General features: G+C 62.6%; 19 protein-coding genes. 4 read left to right on the forward strand and 15 right to left on the reverse strand.

The annotated features are described in order from the left end of the window. Positions 1-84: 84 nt before the first annotated feature. From N805_RS08305 to benR, 9 genes are all read right to left on the reverse strand, one after another. On the reverse strand, positions 85-1335 hold the full coding sequence (locus tag N805_RS08305; RefSeq protein ID WP_028613978.1) for an OprD family porin: 1251 nt from the start codon (positions 1333-1335) through the stop codon (positions 85-87). Positions 1336-1389: 54 nt separating this feature from the next. Next, positions 1390-2589 (reverse strand): benzoate/H(+) symporter BenE family transporter, encoded by a 1200-nt coding sequence (locus N805_RS08310; protein ID WP_028613977.1) that lies wholly within the window; start codon positions 2587-2589, stop codon positions 1390-1392. A gap of 160 nt (positions 2590-2749) precedes the next feature. Next, positions 2750-3664 (reverse strand): catechol 1,2-dioxygenase, encoded by a 915-nt coding sequence (catA, locus tag N805_RS08315; RefSeq protein ID WP_028613976.1) that lies wholly within the window; start codon positions 3662-3664, stop codon positions 2750-2752. A 30-nt stretch (positions 3665-3694) separates the two neighbouring features. Continuing rightward, positions 3695-5023, reverse strand: coding sequence for an MFS transporter (locus N805_RS08320; RefSeq protein WP_028613975.1), 1329 nt, complete (start codon positions 5021-5023; stop codon positions 3695-3697). Between the two features lie 57 nt (positions 5024-5080). Continuing rightward, complete coding sequence (locus N805_RS08325) at positions 5081-5842, reverse strand: 1,6-dihydroxycyclohexa-2,4-diene-1-carboxylate dehydrogenase (protein WP_028613974.1); 762 nt, start codon at positions 5840-5842, stop codon at positions 5081-5083. A 145-nt stretch (positions 5843-5987) separates the two neighbouring features. Then, positions 5988-6998, reverse strand: coding sequence for a benzoate 1,2-dioxygenase electron transfer component BenC (gene benC / locus N805_RS08330; RefSeq protein WP_028613973.1), 1011 nt, complete (start codon positions 6996-6998; stop codon positions 5988-5990). A gap of 72 nt (positions 6999-7070) precedes the next feature. After that, positions 7071-7556: a benzoate 1,2-dioxygenase small subunit gene (gene benB, locus N805_RS08335; RefSeq protein ID WP_004374327.1), complete on the reverse strand. Its 486-nt coding sequence runs from the start codon at positions 7554-7556 to the stop codon at positions 7071-7073. Then, on the reverse strand, positions 7553-8911 hold the full coding sequence (gene benA / locus N805_RS08340; RefSeq protein ID WP_016487229.1) for a benzoate 1,2-dioxygenase large subunit: 1359 nt from the start codon (positions 8909-8911) through the stop codon (positions 7553-7555). Before benA ends, benB begins: the two co-directional genes overlap by 4 nt. 146 nt (positions 8912-9057) lie before the next feature. Next, positions 9058-10014 carry a benABC operon transcriptional activator BenR gene (gene benR, locus N805_RS08345; protein ID WP_028613972.1) on the reverse strand — a complete coding sequence of 319 codons (957 nt, stop codon included), beginning with the start codon at positions 10012-10014 and terminating at the stop codon, positions 9058-9060. 380 nt (positions 10015-10394) lie between these two features. Between benR and N805_RS08350 the strand changes: the two genes are divergently transcribed. Further along, the gene (locus tag N805_RS08350) at positions 10395-11279 is read left to right on the forward strand and encodes an alpha/beta hydrolase (protein WP_028613971.1); all 885 of its coding nucleotides are present in this window, start codon (positions 10395-10397) and stop codon (positions 11277-11279) included. Positions 11280-11378: 99 nt separating this feature from the next. Here the strand turns inward: N805_RS08350 and N805_RS08355 are convergent, their stop codons facing one another. After that, a complete protein-coding gene (locus N805_RS08355; protein WP_028613970.1) occupies positions 11379-12110 on the reverse strand; it encodes a hypothetical protein in 732 nt (243 codons plus the stop codon). A 103-nt stretch (positions 12111-12213) separates the two neighbouring features. Beyond that, a complete protein-coding gene (gene hisN, locus N805_RS08360) occupies positions 12214-13005 on the reverse strand; it encodes a histidinol-phosphatase (RefSeq protein WP_028613969.1) in 792 nt (263 codons plus the stop codon). Positions 13006-13174: 169 nt separating this feature from the next. Between hisN and N805_RS08365 the strand changes: the two genes are divergently transcribed. Both N805_RS08365 and N805_RS08370 read left to right on the forward strand, forming a co-directional pair. Then, positions 13175-14065: a universal stress protein gene (locus N805_RS08365; protein WP_028613968.1), complete on the forward strand. Its 891-nt coding sequence runs from the start codon at positions 13175-13177 to the stop codon at positions 14063-14065. 184 nt (positions 14066-14249) lie between these two features. Continuing rightward, complete coding sequence (locus tag N805_RS08370; RefSeq protein ID WP_028613967.1) at positions 14250-16385, forward strand: TonB-dependent siderophore receptor; 2136 nt, start codon at positions 14250-14252, stop codon at positions 16383-16385. 30 nt (positions 16386-16415) lie between these two features. Here N805_RS08370 and N805_RS08375 read toward each other — a convergent pair whose 3' ends face one another. The 3 genes from N805_RS08375 to ptrR all read right to left on the reverse strand — a co-directional run bounded on the left by N805_RS08375 (position 16416) and on the right by ptrR (position 18662). Then, positions 16416-16937, reverse strand: coding sequence for an acyloxyacyl hydrolase (locus N805_RS08375; RefSeq protein WP_028613966.1), 522 nt, complete (start codon positions 16935-16937; stop codon positions 16416-16418). A gap of 278 nt (positions 16938-17215) precedes the next feature. Continuing rightward, positions 17216-17659, reverse strand: a complete 444-nt coding sequence (locus N805_RS08380) for a hypothetical protein (protein ID WP_028613965.1) — start codon at positions 17657-17659, stop codon at positions 17216-17218. A gap of 133 nt (positions 17660-17792) precedes the next feature. Then, positions 17793-18662: a putrescine utilization regulator PtrR gene (gene ptrR / locus N805_RS08385; protein ID WP_028613964.1), complete on the reverse strand. Its 870-nt coding sequence runs from the start codon at positions 18660-18662 to the stop codon at positions 17793-17795. Between the two features lie 106 nt (positions 18663-18768). Here ptrR and N805_RS08390 point away from each other — a divergent pair, with 106 nt between their 5' ends. Further along, positions 18769-20154 (forward strand): aldehyde dehydrogenase family protein, encoded by a 1386-nt coding sequence (locus N805_RS08390; protein ID WP_028613963.1) that lies wholly within the window; start codon positions 18769-18771, stop codon positions 20152-20154. 37 nt (positions 20155-20191) lie between these two features. Here N805_RS08390 and N805_RS08395 read toward each other — a convergent pair whose 3' ends face one another. Then, complete coding sequence (locus N805_RS08395; protein WP_028613962.1) at positions 20192-22102, reverse strand: AAA family ATPase; 1911 nt, start codon at positions 22100-22102, stop codon at positions 20192-20194. Positions 22103-22248 lie beyond the last annotated feature (146 nt).

Below are 22248 nucleotides of genomic sequence, written 5' to 3' on the forward strand. Positions count from 1 at the left end.
GGTAGCATCCTGAAAAGGTGGTTTCCGGAAGCTACCTCTATCTGGTGCCGATGCGCAAATCCCCTCCGGTTGCCCCTAGGTGATTCAGAACAACTGCCAACTGTACACCAGGGTCAGCCGGTTCTCGTCGATATCGCTGCGGTAGTTGGAACGGGCCATCGCGTTCCTTACCCGAATCCCCAGCCCTTTCAGTGCCCCGCTCTGTACCGCATAACCGATGTCCAGGTCGCGTTCGCGATCACGGCCTTCATAGCCCAGCCCGGTATCGACATTGTTACCGGTTATGTAGCGCACGGTCGCCGTCAGGCCCGGCACACCCATGGCGGCAAAGTTGTAGTCGTAGCGCACCTGGTACGAGCGCTCGTCGGTGTAAGCAAACTCATAGGTCGGCACCTCGTTACCCAGCGGCGAAATATTGGCGAACACCCGTGGGAACGGGCTGTCGCCATAGATGCCCTGGTAGCCCGCATGGAAGCTGTGCCCGCCATGCCGGGCGGTGAACATGGAGAAGAACGCCTGGTTGTCGATGTTGCCGAGCAACGCATTGCCATCCTCACGCGCGGTGAAGTAGCCCAGATTGGCGCTGAGCACCCAGTCGCCCACAGGCTTGCTGTGCTTGAGGCCGACAAAACCCTGTTCGTAGATATCTTCCAGTTGCCCGTACCACAGGCTGACGCTGCTCTGGTTGGCATTGAACGCATAATCCCCGCCCACATAGTTGAAGGCATCGCTCTCGGCCTGGCGCATCGGCACATGGCCGAGCATCGCGTTCATCTTGCCGTCGCCGCCTTCGTTGCGCAGGTGGGTGCCTTTCAGATGCCCGGCCTGCACGGTCAGCCCGTCAATTTCCGACGAACTCAAGCTGGCGCCCTGGTAGGTCGGCGGCAGCAGGCGGATGTCGCTAAATGTCAGTACCGGAAGGTTCGGTTGCAGTTCACCGACGCGCAGTTCGGTCTTCGACAGGCGAGCCTTGAAAGTGGGCGCAAGGCGGCTGTACTCGTCGGCAGCACGGCCGTCGCCATGTACCGGTAGCAGGCCGGTGTTGATGCGGTCGGGGCTGCTGTCCAGCTTTATGCCCAACAGGCCGAGGGCATCGACGCCAAAGCCGACCGTACCTGGGGTGTAGCCGCTCTTGAAGTCGAGGATGAAGCCTTGGGCCCACTCCTCGGCCTTGGACTGCCTGTTGGCCCCGACAATATCGGAGAAATCGCGGCTGAAGTAATAGTTGCGGGCACTCAGGGTGGCCTTCGAATCCTCGAAGAAACCGCCTTCGGCGGCCAGCAATGGTTGGCTGAGCAAAGTCAGGCCCAGGGCAACGCAAGGGGTGTGATTCATTCCGAAGCTCTCTTGATCTTGTTTTTATGGATAAAGCGTTGGGAACACGACGGCTCATGGGGTACGGCGCAGCACCTCCCGGGTACGTGGCTGGCGCAACCTGAGCAGCGCATGGGCCAGCAGGCCGAACAGCAGCCCCCAGAACGCCGCCGACAGGCCAAGAAAGGCCACCCCCGAAGCAGTGACCAGGAAAGTGAACAGGCCTGCATCGCGCTCGCCTGGCTCGGCCAGGCTGCGGGCCAGGGCTTCGCTGATGGCGCCATACAGGGCAAGCCCGGCCAGGGCAGCGATCAGCGCAGCGGGAAAGGCTGCGAACAGTGACATCAACGTGGCACCGGCGATGCCCAGCAGCAGGTACAGCGCGCTGCCAGCCACCGCCGCCACATAGCGCCGCCGAGGGTTTTCATGGGCCTCATGGCCGGTGCACAGGCTGGCGGTAACCGCCGCCAGGTTCAGCCCGTGGCAGCCGAACGGCGCCAGCACGGCACCGGCCAGGGCACTGGCGCTGATCAACGGGCTGGCCGGTGTGGGGTAACCCGCATTGCGCAGCACCGCCATGCCCGGCATGAACTGCCCGGTCAGCGCCACCAGCACCATCGGCAGCGCCAGGCTGAATACCGCCGGCAGGCTGAACTGCGGCGTGATCCACTGCGGTGAGGCCAGCTCCAGCACCAGTGCCTCGCTACGGAATGCACCGCTGGCAACAGCCACCAGGGTGCCCACGCACAGCACCGCAGCCACCGCATAACGCGGCTGTACCCGGCGCATCAGCACGTAGGTGACAAACATCGCCAACACCAGCAACGGCTGCACTGGCAAGGCGCGGAACACCTCGATACCGAAACTGAACAGGATGCCGGCCTGCATGCCAGCGGCGATAGACCCCGGCAGCCGCGCGATGATGCGGTCGAAGGCCCCGCTGATGCCGATCAGCAGCAGGACCAGGTTGGCCACCAGGTAGGCACCCACGGCCTGTTCCAGGCCGAGTTGCGGCAAAGCCGTGACCAGCAGCGCCGAGCCCGGGATCGACCAGGCGATTACTACCGGCACACGGTAGCGCAGGCTGAGCAGCGCACCGAGCACGGCACTGCCCATGGACACCGCCCACACCCAGGATGACAACTGCTTGTGGGACAGCCCGGCAGCTTCGGCGGCGTGGAAAATGATCACCAGCGGGCCGGCGTAAGAGATCATCGTGGCGATGCAGCCAGCGACGATGGCGGACAGGGAGCTGTCCTTGATCAGGGTTTTCATGGCGCATCTCGCAAGGCATCGGCCGGCCTTTGTGGCTGGCTCTTGTTCTGGTGTTGGCGTCTTCGCGGGCTTGCCCGCTCCCACAGGTCCGGTGCACTGCCCCGGGTTCCCGCGCCCCCTGTGGGGGCGGGCAAGCCCGCGAAGAAGCCAACTCGGTGTATCAGGCCTCCTGCAAAGCCCGTGGCCGTGCACTGCGCTGCTCATCTGTGCTGCCCTGGGCCTGCTGCAGCTGGAAATCGAACTTCAGCTGCGCATGCCGCCCCGCCGGCCCTTCGACAAACACCACCTCCCCCACCAGCCCATCGCGCGTGGCATAGGCAAAGTCATCCCACAGGTACGTGTCCCCCGACAGGTTGATCTGCGTGGTCAGGTGCCGATGCCCCGGTGCCGAGATGAAGAAGTGCACGTGCGCCGGGCGCTGGCCATGGCGGCCCAGCAGGTCCAGGCACTCTTGGGTCGGCCCCTGTGGGTCGCATCCGTAACCCGACGGCACGATGGAGCGTGCGCGGTAACGCCCTTCGGCATCGGTGACGATGCGACGGCGCAGGTTGTAATCGGACTGGCTCTGGTCGAAGAACGAATAGGTGCCACGGGTATTGGCATGCCACAGGTCGACGGTGGCCCCTGCCAGCGGTTGCCCTAGCGGGTCGAATACCTGGCCTTCCAGATGCATCAGCGTGGCCACGCCGTCTTCACTGCCATCGTCCATGCGCACTTCGCCGTGGGCGATGGGCGCGCCCGCCACATACAGCGGGCCTTCGATGGTGCGTGGCGTACCGCCGGCAAGCCCTGCCTGCTGGTCCTTGGCGTCCTGCAACAGGTCAAGGAAGTGCTCGATGCCCAGGCCCGCCACCAGCAGCCCGGCCTCGCCGCGCCCGCCCAGGCGATTGAGGTAGTCGACGGCATGCCAGAACTCGTCCTCGCTGACTTCCAGGTCTTCGATCAACCGCGCGGTGTCTTGCAGCACGCGTTGCACAATACGCTTCAGGCGTGGGTTGCCATCATTGTTGGCAAAGCCTGCGGCCTCCTCGAAAAACCGCTGGACCTCGGCAGTGTGAGAAATTTTCACGGTCATGCGGGGTTACCTCATCTTGTTATTTTCGGGTTACGCCTGCGCCGTCATGGCCTGGGCTTGCCGACGGCCGCTGGCCAGGTGCACGGCCATGGCCAGGGCGGCAATCGCGCCAGGGACGGCGAAGGCGATGAAGTTGAGTTGCAGGGGCAGGTTGATGCCCATCAGTGCGCCGCCCAGCAAGGGGCCGACGATGGCGCCGTTGCGGCCGATACCCGAGGCCCAGCCAAGCCCCGTGGAACGCACCGACAGCCCATACATTTGCGCAGCGCCGGCATACAGCAGGATCTGCGTACCAATGGTGGTGGCGCCGGCAATGAAGATCAGCAGGTACAACACCGGCATCGGGCTGTTGACGCCCAGCAAACTGATCGACAATGCGGCGGCAATGAAGAACGCCACCTTGACCTTGACCAGGTTGTAACGGTCGCCCAGCCAGCCACCGAGGATCGCCCCGGCCATGCCGCCAAAGTTCAACGCCAGCAGGAACGACAGGCTGGACCCAAGGCTGTAGCCAGCATTGGCCATCAGTTTCGGCAGCCACGAGCTGAGTGCGTAAACCATCAGCAGGCAGCAGAAGAACGCCAGCCACAACGCCAGGGTGCGAACGGCCAGGCCGTTGCGGAACAGCTCCAGTACCGAGGCCCCGCTGCCTTTGCGGTCAGCCGCCTGCAGTACGTCATCGGCCTGCACATCGCAGTCCGGGTCCAACCGCTTGAGCAGTTTGCGCGCTTCATCGCTGCGGCCCTGGCGCACCAGAAAGCCGATGGATTCCGGCAGGTAGTAGAGGATCACCGGCAACAGCAACAGTGGCACTGCAGCTGCGAAGAACATCGACTCCCAACCGAAGCGCGGCAGCATGAAGATGCCAACGCCCGCCGAAAGCATGCCGCCCACCGAATAACCGCTGAACATGATCGCCACCAGCGTACTGCGCAGGCGCTTGGGCGCGTACTCGTTCATCAGCGCCACAGCGTTGGGCATCAGGCCGCCACAGCCCAGGCCGGCAATGAAGCGGTAGATGCCAAACTCGCTCGGGCTAGTGGCGAAGCCATTGAGGATGGTCGCCCCCGAGAACAAGGCGAAACAGATGGCAATGCCCTTCTTGCGCCCGATGCGATCGGCCAAACTGCCGAAAGCCAGGGCGCCGAACATCATGCCGAACAGCGCGTAACTGCCCAGCGCACCGGCCTGCAGCGGGGTCAGGCCCCATTCTTTCATGATGACCGGCAGTACCACGCCGTAGATGAACAGGTCATACCCGTCGAAGATCAGCAGCAGGCCGCACCAGGCCATGACCATCCAGTGGAACGGGGTGAAACGCGCGTTATCGATGATCGGGTGTACGTCAAGGGTTCGCATGGCATCTGTCGCTCTTGTTTTTGTTGTGGAGGAAAGCTGTTGCCGTGAGGTTGCTGCTCAACCGAGGTCGCCGCCCCCTACCGGCAGGGTCACGCCGGTGATGTACGAGGCCTCGTCCGACGCCAGGAACAGGATCGCGCCCACTTGCTCGTCGATGCTGCCGTAGCGGTGCATCAGGCTGCTGTCGAGGGTCTGGTCGACGATCTGCTGGTACCAGTGTTTTTCCTGCTCGCTCTGCTCTGCACTGTTGCGTGGTACGCGCCGGGGCGGCGCTTCGGTGCCGCCGGGCGCGGTGGCGTTGACACGGATGCCACGGCCAGCAGTTTCGAAGGCCAGGCAGGCGGTAAGTGCATTGACGCCGCCTTTGGCAGCGCCATAGGGCACACGGTTAACGCCACGGGTGGCGATGGACGAAACGTTGACGATGGCGCCGCTGCCGCGTTCAAGCATGTAGGGCAGCGCGGCGTGGCAGCACCACAGGGTGGGGAACAGCGAACGGCGCACTTCGGCCTCGATCTGCTCGACCTCGTAGTGTTCGAAAGGCTTGGCCCAGATAGTGCCGCCTACGTTATTGACCAGGATGTCGAGGCGGCCAAAGGTTTCCACCGCACTGGCCATGACCCGGGCGCAGTCGGTGTGTTGCTCCAGGTCGGCGGTGAGGGTGAGCATGCCTTCGCCAGCCAGCTCGTGGACCAGTTCGGAACGGTCGACCGCCACCACTTGCGCGCCTTCGGCCTTGAGCCGCCAGCACACGCCCCGGCCGATGCCTTGCGCGGCACCGGTGACCAGGGCGACCTTGCCTTGGAATCTGTTGTTCATATGTTTTTCCTGCTTGACCCGGTTAATGGCAATTGGGAGGGCTGCGCCCTCCATCGCGACGCAAGGCCGCTCCTACATGGATCGTGTTTCCCTGTAGGAGCGGCCTTGCGTCGCGAAAGGGCCGCAGCGCGGCCCCGGCGATCTGTCAGGCCGCTGCCGCGAACTTCTCGTAGTAGAAGTTGGCCGGGGTAATGCCCTGCTCGCGCACGTACTGGCTGACCGCCTCGACCATCGGCGGCGGCCCGCACAGGTACACATCCACATCACCGTCGTTGAGGTGGCGTGGCTCGATGTGCTGGGTCACGTAGCCCTTTTGTGGGTACTGGCTGTCCGGGTTGGCCACACAAGCGCTGTAGGTAAAGTTGGGGATGCGCGCCGCCAGTGCTTGCAGGCGGTCGAGCTCGACCAGGTCGAAGTCGTTGGTCACGCCATAGATCAGGTGCAGCGGGTGCTCACTGCCCTGCTCGGCGATTTTCTCCAGCATCGCGGTGAACGGTGCCAGGCCGGTACCGCCGGCCAACAGCAACAGCGGGCGCTGGATCGGCCGCAGGTAGAAGCTGCCCAGCGGCCCGGCCAGGCTCATGCTGTCGCCGGCTTTCGCCAGGTTGGTCAGGAAGCTGCTCATCAACCCGCCCGGTACGTTGCGGATCAGGAAGCTGACTTCGCCGCCCTTCTGCAACGAACTGAACGAATAGGCGCGGCTCTGCTCGCTGCCCGGCACCTTGAGGTTGACGTACTGCCCCGGCAGGAAGGCAAGGCGGCTTAACGCTTCACCCTTGATAGACAGGGCAATGGTGCTGGCCGACAGTTGGCGCACATCGCTGATGGCGGCCTCGAAGCTGGCCTGTTCGGTCTTGCACAGCTGCGACGAAGCAGGGATGCGGATGACGCAGTCGCTTTCAGCGCGCATCTGGCAGGTCAGTACGTAGCCTTCGGCAATTTCGTCTTCGTTCAGGGCATCTTCGATGAAGTTGTCGCCCAGGTCATAGCGGCCGGATTCGGCCTTGCACTTGCAGGTCCCACAGGCGCCGTCGCGGCAGTCCAGCGGGATGTTGATGCCCTGGCGGTAGGCAGCGTCAGCCACGGTTTCATGGCCGGCAGCTTCGATGAAGCGGGTGACCCCGTCTTCGAAATTCAGTGCGATCTGGTAGCTCATGTTGCACCTCGCAGGCGAGCCGGCCCGCAGCGCGTCGCATGACGCACCGGGCAGTGCTCGCAAAACCCTGTATCAGATGTGGTAGATGTCGATGACCTGGCGCACGTAATCGTTCTTCAGCACCACTTTCTTGGCCTTGATCAACGGCTGTTCGCCGCGCAGGTCGAGGGTGTAGAAACTGGTGCCGAAGTAACTGTCCGTGGTCTTGTAGCGGAAGCTCAGGGTGTGCCAGTTGAAACGCACCTGGCAGCTGCCCTCGCCCTGCTCGACGATCTCGATGTTGCTGATGTTGTGCGAAGTGCGGGTATCAGGCACGGTCGCACTGGAGCGCTCGGTCTTGATACGGAACACGCGGTCTTCCAGGCCGCCACGGTTGCCGTACCAGATCAGCGAGATTTCGCTTTGCGGGTCTTCGGTGAGGGTGTCGTCATCGTCCCAGCTCGGCATCCAGAAGCTGGCATCGCTGGCGTACAGTTCCAGCCACTGGTCCCACTGGGCGTCGTCCAGGTAGCGCGCTTCGCGGTAGAGGAAGTCGCGCACGGTCTCATAAAGGCTCATTGCACGGCCTCCACAGGGATCAGTTGCTGGTCGTCCTTCAGCGCCTGGATCATGGTGTCTTGCCAGTACTTGTGCTGCAGCACGAACAGGCCTTCGTCTTCGGTGCGCACGCCGGACAACAACGGCTTGAGGTCGATTTCCCTGGCCGCTTCATCGGCGCCGTCCACCCAGTGGGCTGCACCACGGGACATGTCGTTCCAGCCGGTACCACCGCCGTAGCCGGTCTGGCACGAGCGGAACTCTTCCAGGTCGTCCGGGGTGGCCATGCCGCTGACGTTGAAGAAGTCTTCGTACTGGCGGATGCGCTTGGCGCGGGCATCGGCGCTCTCGCCTTTGGGGGCGATGCAGTAGATGGTGATTTCAGTCTTGTTCACCGAAATCGGCCGGGCAACGCGGATCTGCGAGCTGAACTGGTCCATCAGGTACACGTTCGGGTACAGGCACAGGTTGCGCGAGTTCTCGATCATCCAGTCGGCACGCGCCTGGCCGAAGTCGGCGGCCAGCTGGTCGCGGCGCTCATAGGCCGGGCGGTCTTCCGGGTTGGCCCAGCGGGTCCACAGCAGCAAGTGGCCGTGGTCGAAGGAGTAGAAGCCGCCGCCTTGCTTGGCCCAGGCACCGGCGCTCATGGTCTTGATCTCGTCGCCCGCCTCGCGCTGCTTGCGCTGGTTCTGGGTAGCGGCGTAGTTCCAGTGCACGGAGCTGACGTGGTAGCCGTCGGCGCCGTTCTCGGCAGTGAGTTTCCAGTTGCCTTCGTAGATGTACGAGCTGGCGCCGCGCAGCACTTCCAGGCCTTCCGGCGACTGGTCGACGATCATGTCAATGATCTTGGCCGATTCACCCAAGTGCTCCACCAGCGGTTTCACATCGGCATTCAGGCTGCCGAACAAAAAGCCCCGGTACGACTCGAAGCGCGCCACCTTGGTCAGGTCGTGGGAGCCGTCGCAGTTGAAGCTGTCGGGGTAGCCGGCGTTGCTCGGGTCTTTCACCTTCAGCAGTTTGCCGCTGTTGTTGAACGTCCAGCCGTGGAACGGGCAGGTATAGCTGGAGCGGTTCCCACGCTTGTGCCGGCACAGCATGGCACCGCGGTGGCTGCAGGCGTTGAGGAAGGCATTGAGCTCACCGTCCTTGTTGCGCGCGATGAAAATCGGCTGGCGCCCCATGGTCAGGGTGAGGAAGTCGTTTTTCTCGGGGATCTGGCTTTCGTGGGCCAGGTAGATCCAGTTGCCCTCGAAGATGTGTTTCATTTCCAGGTCGAACAGGCGTGGGTCAGTGAACATCTCGCGCTTGCAGCGGTAGATGCCCTTTTCACGGTCGTCCTCGAGCATGGCATTGAGGTAGTCGAATCCCAGGGACATGGCCAGGGTCTCCATTGTTATTGTTTAGACCTGGTCAGGTTAGGGAGACGACTGGCGGGGGACTATCCGGATTGTGCAGAGTGCTATCCAGTTTTTATGTTGCTGCTGCACGAGCTTTGCATGTTCTTGCAACCTGCAAGCGCGTCTTACCCCCGGCGCTTGAATGTCTGCGACGGCAGCTCGCCAAATTGCTGCCGATACACCTCGGAGAACCGGCCTAGATGAAGGAAGCCGTAATCCAGGGCAAGCTCGGTCACACTGCGCACACCGCAAGTCGGGTCGTTCAGGCACGCATGCACCCGTTCCAGTTTGCGCTGGCGCACGTAATGCTTGGGTGTAGTGCCCAGGTGCTGGTCGAACAACGCATACAGCGAACGCAAACTCATGCACGCCTGCTCTGCCAGCACTTCAGCTGACAGCTCCAGTTTCAGGTTGCGCTCGATGTAATCAAGAATGCGCTCAAGGCCGGCCTGCGGTGCGCTCAGGCTCTCGCGACGAATGTTGGTGCTCATCAGGGTGAGCAACTTGCTGGCGACAATCTGGCTATAGTGGCCCTGCACCCTGGGCAGCGAATCGCTCACCTCCGCTTCATGGCAAACCATGGCCAGCAGGTTCACGAACCCGTCCAGTTCATCCAGGCGGTAATGATTGCGCAAGAACCGCACGCCCCCGTCGGGCCGGTGCCAGCGCTGTTCATCACAGATCGAATCCAGCAGCCGGGTTGGCACCTTGAGGATGAACTTCTCGCAGTCTTCCGAATAGGTCAGGTCAACCGGATCATCCGGGTTGATCAGCAGCAGCTCGCCCGGCACCAGGTGCTGCTCGCGTTTGTGCCCGCGCCACAGGCAGTTGCCGTTGAGCAACACTTGCAGGTGATAGATGGTTTCCAGCGCCGGCGAGGTCACGCGCACGCTGCCGCCGTAGCTGATGCGGCACAGGTCGAGTTCGGCGAACTTGCGGTGGCTGAGGCTAGCCTGGGGATGAGTGGTACGGGACAGACCGATGCAGTGCTGCCCTACATGCTGGTTCACATAATCGGACACAGCATAAGGGTCGGCGTGGTGAAACACGCTACTGCGCTCGCTCAGCAGGCGACTTTCCATAGGCAAGGCACTCGGTATCGTTATTGTTCTGGTCGCCGCTTCCTACGGCCTTGTGGGCGGTGGTTGCGGTCGTCACGGTCATTCTATCGGGCCGGTTGCGGATAGCGGGGGCAGGCGACAACCGGTGGATGGGCACACTACAGCAAAATGGCGGGGGTTGAGCAATGCGGCGATGGGATTGGATGGGCGGATAGCGGGCAAGCCAGATGGAGCTGGCGTTCGTTTATCGAACAGTATTTTCCTGTACCGGCCGCTTCGGGAGTAAACCCGCGCGAGACCGGTAATATTCCGGGTCTACCAGAAACAGCTTGCAACCAAACCACCCTGCCATTCGGTCACTTTTTCAACACCCGGCGCAGTGCTTCTGCTAGAAAGCGCACATGTCTACCCTCTTCCTTACCCACCTGCGCCGCCGCTGGCTCACCTGTTTGTGCGCCACCTTGCTGGTCATTGGCCTACCCTCCAGCTGCGCCATGCTGCAGCACAAGGAGCGCGAGCTGGTGTTCCGTATCGAGCCTGGCCAAGCCAGCTGGTTCCGCGGTTTGCCCAGCGACGTGCAGGAACTCGACCTGCGCCCGCGCAGCTTCAGCGATAACCAGAGCCTGCACGCCTGGTGGTGGCCGGCCAAACGCGCCAATGCCCCGGCGGTGCTCTACCTGCACGGCGTGCGCTGGAACCTTACCGGCCAATTGTTCCGCATCGAGCAGCTGCATGCCATGGGCTACTCGGTGCTGGCCGTGGATTACCGTGGCTTTGGCCAGAGCCGGGGCGACCTGCCATCCGAGGCCACGGTGTACGAAGATGCCCGCATTGCGTGGGAGCGCTTCGCCCAGCTGCAGCCGGATGCCGGCAAGCGCCTGATATTCGGTCATTCGCTGGGCGGCGCGGTGGCGGTGGAACTGGCCAGTGAACTGGCCCGTGAAGCGCAGCAAAGCGGCGTTGGGGCGCCGGCACGCGGGTTGATCCTTGAGTCGACCTTCACCTCCCTGGGCGATGTCGCGGCAGCGGTGGCCAATACCTCCCTGCCGGTGCGCTGGTTGATGTCGCAGAAGTTCGACTCGCTGGACAAGATCAGCGACATCGGCCTGCCGGTGCTGCTGGTGCATGGGATGGATGACCGGTTCGTACCGCCGCGCTTCAGCCAGCAACTGTTCGACGCAGCCCGGCAGCCCAAGACATTGCTGCTGGTGCCGGGGGCGACCCATAACAACAGTATGAGCCTGGCCGGGCAGCGTTACAGGCAGGCAATACAGGCGCTGCTCTGAACCGTCCAGTGGCCCTTGGTGGCTGACATCCTGGGGGCGTTGCGCGCCCCTTTCGCGACACAAGGCCGCTCCCGCAAGGGTCTGCGCAACGGCTAAGGCTCACTGCACCGGCAAAAAGTTCATCAGCAACAGGCTTTGCGCGTAATTCAAGCCAATCCGCCGATAACGCTCATCCAGCAACTCGGCCAGCAAGTCCAGCCGCGCCACGATCTTGCCGAACTCCACGGCAAAGCTGAGGTTGCTGCCCTCCTCCGAGATCTCATTGGAGAACAGCAGCAACACCCCATTGGCATCCTGCCGCTGGCTGAGCATCCATGTCGCCTTCTCGATATTGCGCGCTGCGTTGTTGACGAACAGCGGGTCGATGGTATCGGTCATGTAGAACTCGGTACGCCCGCCATGTGCAGTGATCAGCATGCTGCCGATGGCGTAGATGAATGCACCCACCCGATCACCGCGAAACTCCGGGCTCAGGGCGTAGCTCAACGCAGCCAGGTCGCGGCGGTTGCCCAGTTGCGGCAGCGGCAGGCGTTGTTCGATGGCCATGCGTATCTGGCGCTCGGCCGTGGCGGCATCCACGTAGCCCGACATCTTCCACTGGTTGGGGTTGCGCAGGTACAGCTTGTTCATCAGCACGTACAGGCTTTGCAAGTTGTCGCGCATCGACAGCGTGGCCAGGCGGTCGACGCTGGTCTGGAACAACTCACTGGGTTTGCCGTTGCCAAACTGGCTGACAATATCGCGGCCCTGCTCCTGGGTGCAGGCGCACAGGCATGTGAGCGCGCCTGCCAAAAGCAGGCGCGGGAGGAAATTCGGGTAGCTTGCAACCATCGGCACCGGGTCGATATTCGGCGGCCGCACCGGGGGTTAGTGCAGCCTGGCCAAGCATAGAGCCCGGAAATCGTAAAAAGTGCAGTGATCGGGGATTTGTGGCTCACATGGCGTGTCGCAACAGCTCCACTACCTGCGCATGCAGCACTGGGTCCCCGCATGCCACCACGCACCCGCCATTTTGCGCAGAGCTGCCATCCCAGGCCGTAATCACCCCGCCCGCCCCTTCGATGATCGGCATCAGCGCCTGTACGTCATACGGCTGCAGGCTGGCCTCGATGATCACGTCGACAAAGCCCGACGCCAGCATGCAGTAGGCATAGCAATCGCCACCATAGCGCATCAAGCGCGCCTTACCGGCAGCCGCCTCGAACGCGGCTTTGCGCTCGGCGGTGTCAAACATGTCCGGCGTGGTGCACATCAGCGTGGCTGAAGCCAGGTCGGCACAGGCACGGGTTTTCAGTGGCGTACCGCTGCGCCAGGCACCGTCAGGGGTACCGACAAAGCGTTCACCGGTGAATGGCTGATTCATCACGCCAACCACTGGGCGCGTGCCATCGTTCAGGGCAATCAACGTGCCCCACAACGGCAGGCCGGTGATGAAGGCACGGGTACCGTCGATCGGGTCGAGCACCCAGGTCAACGGGCTGCTGCCGACAGCCACGCCTGCCTCTTCACCAAGAATACCGTGGTCAGGGTAGCGGGCCTGGATCAGCTCGCGCATGGCGTCCTCGGCCGCCTTGTCAGCCACCGTTACCGGGTCGTACAGGCGCCCGCCCTTGTCCTCCACATCCAGGCTGGCGCGAAAGTATGGCTTGATCGCCACTGCGGCAGCATCGGCCAACTGCTCGGCGAAGGCGCGAAATTCGTCGATCTGTTCAGCACTCAGGGACATGGGACAGGCCTCGTGACAATGATGGGGCGCGCATCATACCCGACACGCGGCGCCAGCCGCACTCAAGCAGACGCCAGGTAAAAAAACCTGATTGGTTTTATCGGGTGCACACGGGTCTAGACTCAACAGAACCAGCTAACCGGGGGGCTGCCACACGTGGAGGTGTGAGATGAGCCAGTTCAAGCGCTTGTTTGTCATGCTCGGCCCGCAGATGCGCCATACGCCCGCGCTGCAACGCGCGGCGGCGCTGGCGGAGTCCAGCGGTGCACTGCTGGATATCAATGTGTTCGTCGACGATGTCGACACCTTTGGCTTGATGGGCGATGGCCGCGAACGTGAGCGGCTGCTCAGTGACAACCGCCAGTGGCTGGCCGATGAGGCCGAGCAGTTGGGCAATGCGGGCCTGGACGTGTCCACCGAACTGTTATTGACCCGTGACCCGCTGGGCAGCGTGCTGGAACGCGTCGAACGGCAAGGCTGTGACCTGCTGGTCAAGGACGTGCAGCACGAACCGGTGCTCAAACGCCTGCTGGTCACGCCACTGGATTGGCAGCTGCTCAAGGACAGCCCGGTTGCCGTGCACCTGGTCAGCGACATCCGCCTGCCCCTGCCCCGGCAGATTGCCGCCGCCGTGGACCTCAACAGCCACGGTGCTGGCGAGCACCTGGATGAGCAGGTAATCAACTGCGCCCGTGCCCTGGCCCTGCAATGCAACGCCGAGCTTCACCTGCTGCATGTGTGCGACGCGGCCAAGACTCACATCGCCGACTTCGGCGCCGGCACCGTGACCATGCCCGGCTTCGATGGCAGCGTGCGTACTGCGCAGCGTGCGGCGTTCAATCGCCTGGGTGACCATCACCAGATCCCGCTGGAGCGACGGCACTTCCTGGAAGGCGCAGCGATCAGGGCCATTGCCCAGTTTGTCGGCCACAGCCGGGCGGATGTGATCGTGATGGGCAGCCACCGGCATGACGCCATGCAGACCTACCTGGGCGGCACCACAGCGCATGTACTGGAGCACCCGCTGTGCAATGTGCTGGCAATCAAGGCCGTTGGTTGAGTGCTGGTATGCCTGCGCCGGCCTCTGCGCGGTTTGGCCCGCGAGGAGGCTGGCACGGCTTCCACCCGCTGGTATCTGGTACACCAGTGCCACTTAAAAATAATGCATCTGATAATGATTCGTAGTAGTTTCGCGGCGCTTGCCCACCCTTCCTTCAGCGCCCTACTTCAGGATCGTACCGTCGATGCGTCGCACATTCGTTTCGCTTTGTGTGCTCCATGCTGTCTCCCCACTGGCCTCGGCCGAGCCTGAACCGCTCAGCGAACCCGCCCGGATCGAACTTCAGGCCCTCAGCATCACCGACACCGCCGACAGCGAACGCGCCGATGGCCCGGTCCAAGGCTACAAGGCCAGCCGCTCGGCCAGTGCCACCCGTACCGACACGGCGCTGCACGAAACGCCGCAATCGGTCAGCGTGGTGCCCAAGGATGTGCTGCAGGACACCGGCGCCACGCGCCTGCAGGACGGGCTGGACTACGCCGGCGGTGTCGGCCGCGCCAACAACTTCGGCGGCCAGGGCCTGACCACCTTCACTGTGCGTGGTTTCACTACCGGCGAGTTCTACCGCAATGGCTTCCCGATCAACCGCGGCTACCCCAACGCCCCGGACGCCAATACCGTCGAGCGCCTGGAAGTGATCCGTGGCCCGGCCACCAGCCTGTATGGCCGCGGCGATCCCGGCGGCACGTTCAACGTGGTCAGCAAACAGCCACTGCCAGCGTCCAAGGTCACCCTGGGCAGTCAGTTCGATGACCAAGGCATGCACCGGGCAACCCTTGATGCGACCGGGCCTCTGAACCAGGACGGCTCGCTGGCCTACCGCCTGAACCTGCTGGGCGAAGGTGGCGACAGCTTCCGCGATGACGTGCAAAGCGAGCGATATGATGTGGCACCGGTCATCAGCTGGCAGGTCAATGACGCCACGAAGATCATCTTCGAAGGCGACTTCATGCGTAACAACCACCCGCTGGACCGCGGCCTGACACGGCTGCCCGGGCAGCTCGGAACAGCCTCACGCGATACCAACATCTGGGAAAAAGGCAGCGACAACCTGCTGCACAACGACAACAACATGGCCCAGTTACGCTTCGAGCACCTGCTTAACGACAACTGGTCCCTGGGCGGCGGCATGCAGTGGCTGGACGGCTCGCTCAAAGGCAATGCCGTGGAAGCCAATGGCTTGCAGCCCGACGGCCGTACCCTGGGGCGCAACTTCAACTACCGCAAGCTGGAGTGGACCGACCGGGATTACCAGCTCAACCTTACCGGGCACTTCGACACCGCTGGCTTCGCCCATACGCTGCTGACCGGCATCGAGTACGAAGACTACGATTACAACTCGATTATCCAGCGCTCCGCGGCAGGCGCCACCGCCTACCCGATTGATATCTTCGACCCGGTGCTGGGCCAGGCGCGCCCTGCCCTGACCCGTACCACCACCCACGACAAGGAAAACCTCAAGACCTGGGCTTTCTTCGTCCAGGACCAGGTGGCCCTGACCGAGCGTCTGAAGGCCTTGGCAGGCGTGCGTTTCGAACGCTTCGAGCACGACTACGTCAACAAGCTCAGCGCAGCGGGTGACTTCAGCAAGGGCGAAAACGGTGTCACTCCGCGTTTCGGCCTGCTGTATGACCTGACCGACACCGTGGCGGTGTATGCCAACACCGCACGTTCATTCAAGCCCAACAGCGGTGCGCCTGCAGGTGCGACGGGGCGTGGTTTTGACCCTGAGAAGGGCAAATCCTACGAACTGGGCGTGAAATGGGAAGCGCCTGATCGCCAGTTGAGCGTGGACGCAGCGATCTACCATATCGTCAAGGAAAACGTACTGACGCGCGACCCGGCGGACCCCAACTACAGCGTCGCCGCTGGCCAGGTGCGCAGCCGCGGCCTGGACATCAACATTGCTGGCAACATCACCCCAGAGTGGCGGGTGATCGGCGGCTACGCTTATGTCGATGCCGAAGTTACCAAGGACAACCGCTTGCCCACCGGCACCCGCCTGGCAAACATTCCACGTAACAGCTTCAGCCTGCTCAACACCTATGAATTCCAGGATGGCTTCGTCAAAGGCCTGGGCCTGGGGGTCGGCGTGAAATACGTGGATGACCGTAATGGCCAGACCGAGGCGGTCACCTACAACATGGACCAGTACACCGTGGTTGACCTGCTAGGCTTCTACCAGCTCAATGAGCACGTACGCCTGAACCTGGACGTGAAAAACCTGTTCAACAAGGAATATGACGAAGGCGCATTCAACACCTACGCCTACCCGGGAGCACCTCGGACGGTGCAGGCCGGGGTTTCCTATACGTTCTGAAAGGCTGGGGCCGCACAGCGGCCCCCTGCTTCAGAAACCTTTGCTGTAGAACAGCGAGTAGGACTCGATCCCGTCGTTAGGCTGCTTGATCCCCGCATTGGAATAATGCATCGCGCGAATCCCGACTTTCTGCTCCCCAGGCAGCTTCAGGCCGAAACCGATACGGTCTTCGAAGTTGACCGCCGACCCCATGCGCTGGTCACCCACGTCTGTCTTGGAAAACGCCGCCAGGCCGATGCCGGCCTCGATGTACGGCGTGTAGGTGAAGCCACTGAATTCATAGGTGAACACCGGGCTGAAGGACAGCGAGTGCGCGCCACTGGCGTCACCGCCTTCCCAGTAGGTGTAGGCTGCATCCCAGTAACCAGTCACATAGCCGGTGTTGCTTTCCAGCCATTTCTTGTCCCAGTCGAACGACAGGCCGATACGGTAGGTCATGTCACCTTGGCTAGTGGCGCCCACGGCGCCTGACACCTGCGCGGCCTGGGCCAGGTTGGCCCCTGCAAAGGCCAGCACTGCAGCGGCCAGCGAAGCTGCGAAAAGGGTTTTCATCAACGACTCTCCTGATGGTCTACACGGCAAGCGGGGGCTTCGGCCCCTCGATCTTTTTTAAAGGGTGACCGACCGATCCAGAGCGGTCACACGAAGTAATAGTTTTGGATTATTGTCCAGATAATCAGAAAGTTGAAAGTGAATTGCCACTATTGGCGAAATCACTGTTCAAGATGTGCCTTGCCGTGCGCAGGGCTTCATGCGATTGACCCCCATTTACAGTGTTCAGATAGCCCCTTCCAGGCGGGGGTACATCTGTACTCCCGCCTGTTTGTCCATCAACGCCAGTTCAGGTTCACGTTCGTGGGGGCCTTGCCGTTCACGGTCACCCATTGCTGCACCGTCTCACCCTGGGCATTGCCAGTGACTTTGTACTTGCCGGGAGGCAGTTGCACATACAGCAGCGGCCCGGCATCCGTGACGCTGAGTACGGGCTGGCCTTGGGCATTCTGGATGTCGACTGTGGCACCGCTCTGGAACTTGCCTTCCGGGCCGGTCGAAAGCTCCACGTGCAGGTCATAGCCAGTGGTCTTGCGCAGCGCATTGGCTTCGTCCTGGCCAATACCACCTTGCAAGTAGCGCACGCCGTTCTGCTCCTGCGGTTGCAACTGCACGGCCTGCATGTCGATGGGGGCATTGAGGTCGGCAGCGGCAGCCAGGGTCCATGGCATGGCCAGGGTGACCAGCAACGCCGCGCCGAGGGCATAGTGGTGGTTACGCATGGGACAACCCTCCTTCAAAGGATGGCTTACTTACTATCTGATCCTCTCGGGTTGAGGGTGTTCTGGCTGATGCACGGTTGTGCTCGTGACATTCGGCACTAAACCATCAAACCACTATGAATTTGCATATTTATCAGGAGGCTGAGCGACCTTCTTCAAGCAGTTTCACGAACATGCTGAGACTTCGCGATACCGCGCCCCGCCGCCAGACCAGCCAGGTTTTCAGGTAGCGGAAATCTTCCGACATCGGCCAGGCGCTGACCGTGCTGCACCCGGGCATATTGTCGAGCATGCTGCGCGGCATCATGGCCAGGCCTGCGCCAGCGCTGACGCAGGCCAACATGCCATGGTACGACTCCATCTCGTGAATCTTGCCCGGCACTGCCTGGTCCTTGACGAACCAGTTTTCGAAGTGATGGCGATACGAACAGTTGGCGCGGAAGGCGTAGATGCTTTCACCGTTCACATCCTGGGCGCGGGTAACTGGCGCGTGGTTGAGCGGTGCAATGACCATCATCTCTTCCTCGAACACCGGCATGCCTTCCAGTGTCGGGTGCAGCACCGGGCCGTCGACAAAGGCCGCCACCAGGCGGCCAGACAACACGCCTTCGAGCATGGTCCCAGATGGCCCGGTGGACAGGTCCAGGTCGACCTTGGGGTAGCGCTGGTTGTACGCCGCCAGCAAAGCCGGAATGCGCACCGCTGCGGTGCTTTCCAGCGAACCGAGGGCGAAGGTGCCCTGGGGGTCTTCACCGGCCACGGTCAGGCGGGCCTCGTGCACCAGGTCGAGGATGCGCCGGGTGTATTCGAGAAAATTCCAGCCTGCTGGCGACAGGCGCAGGCGGCTCTTCTCGCGAATGAACAGCTCAACGCCCAAGTCTTCTTCCAGCTGTTTGATGCGCGTGGTCAGGTTGGATGGCACCCGATGGATGTGCTGCGCGGCGGCACTGATGCTGCCCTGCTCTGCCACGGCCTTGAAAATCTCCAGTTGCACCAGGTCCACAGCCTTTCTCCAAACGTGAATGTTTCGCTCATTATTATTCAGTTTTCATTAAAGCCATAGCCCACTAGTCTGGCGTCACTGATTAACAACAACGAGAGTGTCCGCCATGAGTGCGATCAGCAGCCTGACCCACGCCATCTCCCTCGACCCGTACACCGGCGAGCAGATCGGCGCCTACCCGTTCGACACCGACGCCGCACTGGAAGCGGCGCTGCAACGTGCCAAGGTCGGCTACCGCCAGTGGCGCCAAGTGTCGCTGGGTCAGCGCAGCGAGTACCTGTTGGCGCTGGCCAGCACCCTCGAAGCCAAGGCCGAAGCCTTTGCCCAGATGATCAGCCGCGAAATCGGCAAGCCGATTGCCCAGGCCCGTGGCGAAGTCAGCAAGTGCGTCGGCCTGTGCCGCTGGTACGCCGAACACGGCCCGGCCATGCTTGCGCCGGAACCGACCCAGGTTGAAAAAGCCCGAATCGAATACCGCCCACTGGGTCCGATCCTGGCCGTGATGCCGTGGAACTTCCCTGTCTGGCAGGTACTGCGCGGCGCCGTGCCGGCGGTCCTGGCAGGTAATACCTACGTGCTCAAGCATGCGCCAAACGTGATGGGCAGCGCGTACTTGCTAGGCGAGCTGTTCAAGGATGCCGGCCTGCCGGAAGGCGTGTTCGAAGTGCTGAACGTAACCCCGGACGGCGTCACCCGCGCCATCAACGATTCGCGTATCGCCGCCGTGACCCTGACCGGCAGCGTGCGTGCCGGCATGGCGATTGGTGCCCAGGCCGGTGCCGCACTGAAGAAGTGTGTACTGGAGCTCGGTGGCTCCGACCCGTTCATCGTGCTGGCTGACGCCGACCTGGATGCCGCCGTCAAGGCCGCGGTCATTGGCCGTTACCAGAACACTGGCCAAGTCTGCGCAGCGGCCAAACGCCTGATCGTGGAAGACAGCATTGTCGAGGAATTCACGCGCAAGTTCGTTGAAGCAACCCGCGAACTGAAAGTCGGCAACCCACTGGAAGACGGCACCTATATCGGCCCGATGGCCCGTTACGACCTGCGCGACGAGCTGGACGGCCAGGTTCAGGCGACCCTCGCCGAAGGCGCCACCCTGTTGCTGGGCGGCAACAAGGTCGAAGGCGTGGCCAACTTCTACGCGCCGACCGTGTTCGCCAACGTCACCCCGCAAATGACCGCATTCAAGCAGGAGCTGTTCGGGCCGGTGGCCGCGATCATCACGGCACGTGATGCTGACCATGCGGTGGAGCTGGCCAACGACAGCGAGTTTGGCCTGGCCGCGACCATCTACACCGCCGACTATGCACTGGCCGAGCGCATGACTGCGGCACTGGATACCGGTGGCGTGTTCATCAACGGCTACTGCGCTTCCGACCCCCGCGTGGCGTTTGGCGGCGTGAAGAAGAGCGGGTTCGGGCGTGAGCTGTCGCACTTTGGGGTGCGCGAGTTCACCAATGCCCAGACAGTGTGGCTGGACCGTAACTGATTCACGACCCTGGGGCCGCAGAGCGGCCCCAGATGCCTCAGTCCCGAACCTGGTCCTTGACCCAGTCCAGCATCCCCCCCGGCACGATCAGTTCATGCCGCGCCCGCGAACAGGCGGTATACAGCCCCGCCAGCATCCGCGCCCGCTCATTGCGGTTACCCGCCACCTGCGGCGGCACCATCAGCTCCGGCGACACCATCACCCGGGCGAACTCCATGTTTTTCACATCCCGTACCCGCCCCAGGAACAGCTTGGGCGCCTTGTCCCAGCGGTAACGGCTCTTGGCTTTGGCAAAATGCTCCGGCGTATAGCCTTTGCGCAGCATGTTGGCCACGGCATTGAACGCCTTGTCATCGCCCTTGTCCTGCTCCAGCGCCTGCCAACTGGCGTAGCGGAACAACATCGGGTGACGCGGTCGAGTGCCAAAGCGGTACAGCTCGATGCAGTCCTCGACGAACAGTTCGAAGTCCTTGCGCGCGCTTTTCAGCAATACGAACGGCACACTTTGGTGCGTAAGGCGCTGGAACCAGCCAAACAGCCCCCATTCGTCATCGACGATCAGCGCCGTAGGCTGTTCCGGCACCGTCACCGTATCGAAGAAACTGACCCGGGTGTAATGCTCGGCGCTGCCACTAAAGGCCGCCTGGATCGCCGCCGGGTGCGCCTGGATCAGCGGGTTGAGCACATTGTCCATCGCCGGCCCGGCACGCAGCGAATGGTCGATGCAGCGCTGGCGGATAAAGCTGCCATGGTGCGGGCTGAGGCCGTTGAGGTTCTGCAATTCGTCGCCCAGGGCAATGATCGACTGCGGGCTGCGATCCAGCACGTCAAGCATCGGTGCCGACAGCTCGTGGGCCTCGTCGACGATCACGTGGGTGTAGCGGCTATCGATCACATGACCGGTCAACGACAGCAGCTTGACCCGGTGGTAGTCGCGCACAGGCAACTGGACGTCCCGCGCGGACGGGCGAATCAGCTCTTGCCAGTACAGGCGGGCTTTTTCCAGCAGCACCTCCTGGTCCAGCGGTGAAGTGCCAGGCCCGGCCCAGGGCAAGTGGTGCAGTTGAAGCTGGGTGTCGGCACTGTGGCAGAACGTGCGCACGGCGCGGATGCACAAGGCAACCACATCGCGCGCGGCGAGCGGGCCGATGTCAGGGATGGCCAGCCAACGTACAACCTGCTCATTCTGCGGGCGCCATGACAGTTTGGTGCGATACGGGTCGCGCAGACGCCAGCCGTTGCTGGTGAGGTCGCGGTTGAGAAGTTCGTCAGCCAACTGGCCGAAGGTCAGCGCCGTGTAGGCGGCAGCGTCCTTTACCCGCGCCTGCAGCGCGCGCAACTGGCCTTCGGTCATTGCCAGCAGCAACGTGCGCTGTGGCTCCAGCAGGCGGGCGAACTGGTGAATCAGGAAGGTCTTGCCAGTGCCAGCAAATCCCTGCACCGCCACTGACTCGTCGATACCACTGAGAAACTCGCGCAGCAGGCGGTTCTGCTGGTCGCTGAGCATCAGGTCGCTGGCCAGCGACGGCAGGTACACCGGATGCAGCGGTGTGGCTCGCTGGCGATAGATGTCGGCGAACTGGAAATTCCACTGGCCTTCGCTATCCAGCAGTTCGTCTACGGTGTACTTCACCTCGCCTGAAAGCAGGGCAATGCCGTTTTCGCCCAGCATGCCCAGGCCCATGGCAAAGGCTTCACGATCAAAGTGTTGCGCTACCTGGCTTTGAAAGCGCCCGGGGGCGGCGGTTTCAACTTCGTTGGCGATGCGCACGATTTCGGCGAAACGGCGTTCTTGTGCATCGGCCGAGGCGGTGGCGGGCTGGCGCGGCAGGTTTTGCACGAACAGCACTGCGGCGGCTTCGAGGACGCTGGCAGTGCTGAAAAAGTCGGTGTTGGGTTCGCTGGCGAGGCGGTCGGCCTGGTCGCTGGGCAAAGGCAGGTAGAACATCGGCACCTCGGGTTGGATCAGGGCGGCACGATAGCAACTTTCGGCGTGAGATGCTGAGTTCAGTGTTGGCTGGGCCGGCCTGTTCGCGGGCGCGCCCGCTCCCACGGGATCGCCTCAGGTCCCTGTGGGAGCGGGCAAGCCCGCGA

Source organism: Pseudomonas putida S13.1.2 (genome assembly GCF_000498395.2).
In the GTDB taxonomy this organism is placed as follows: Bacteria; Pseudomonadota; Gammaproteobacteria; order Pseudomonadales; family Pseudomonadaceae; genus Aquipseudomonas; species Aquipseudomonas putida_Q.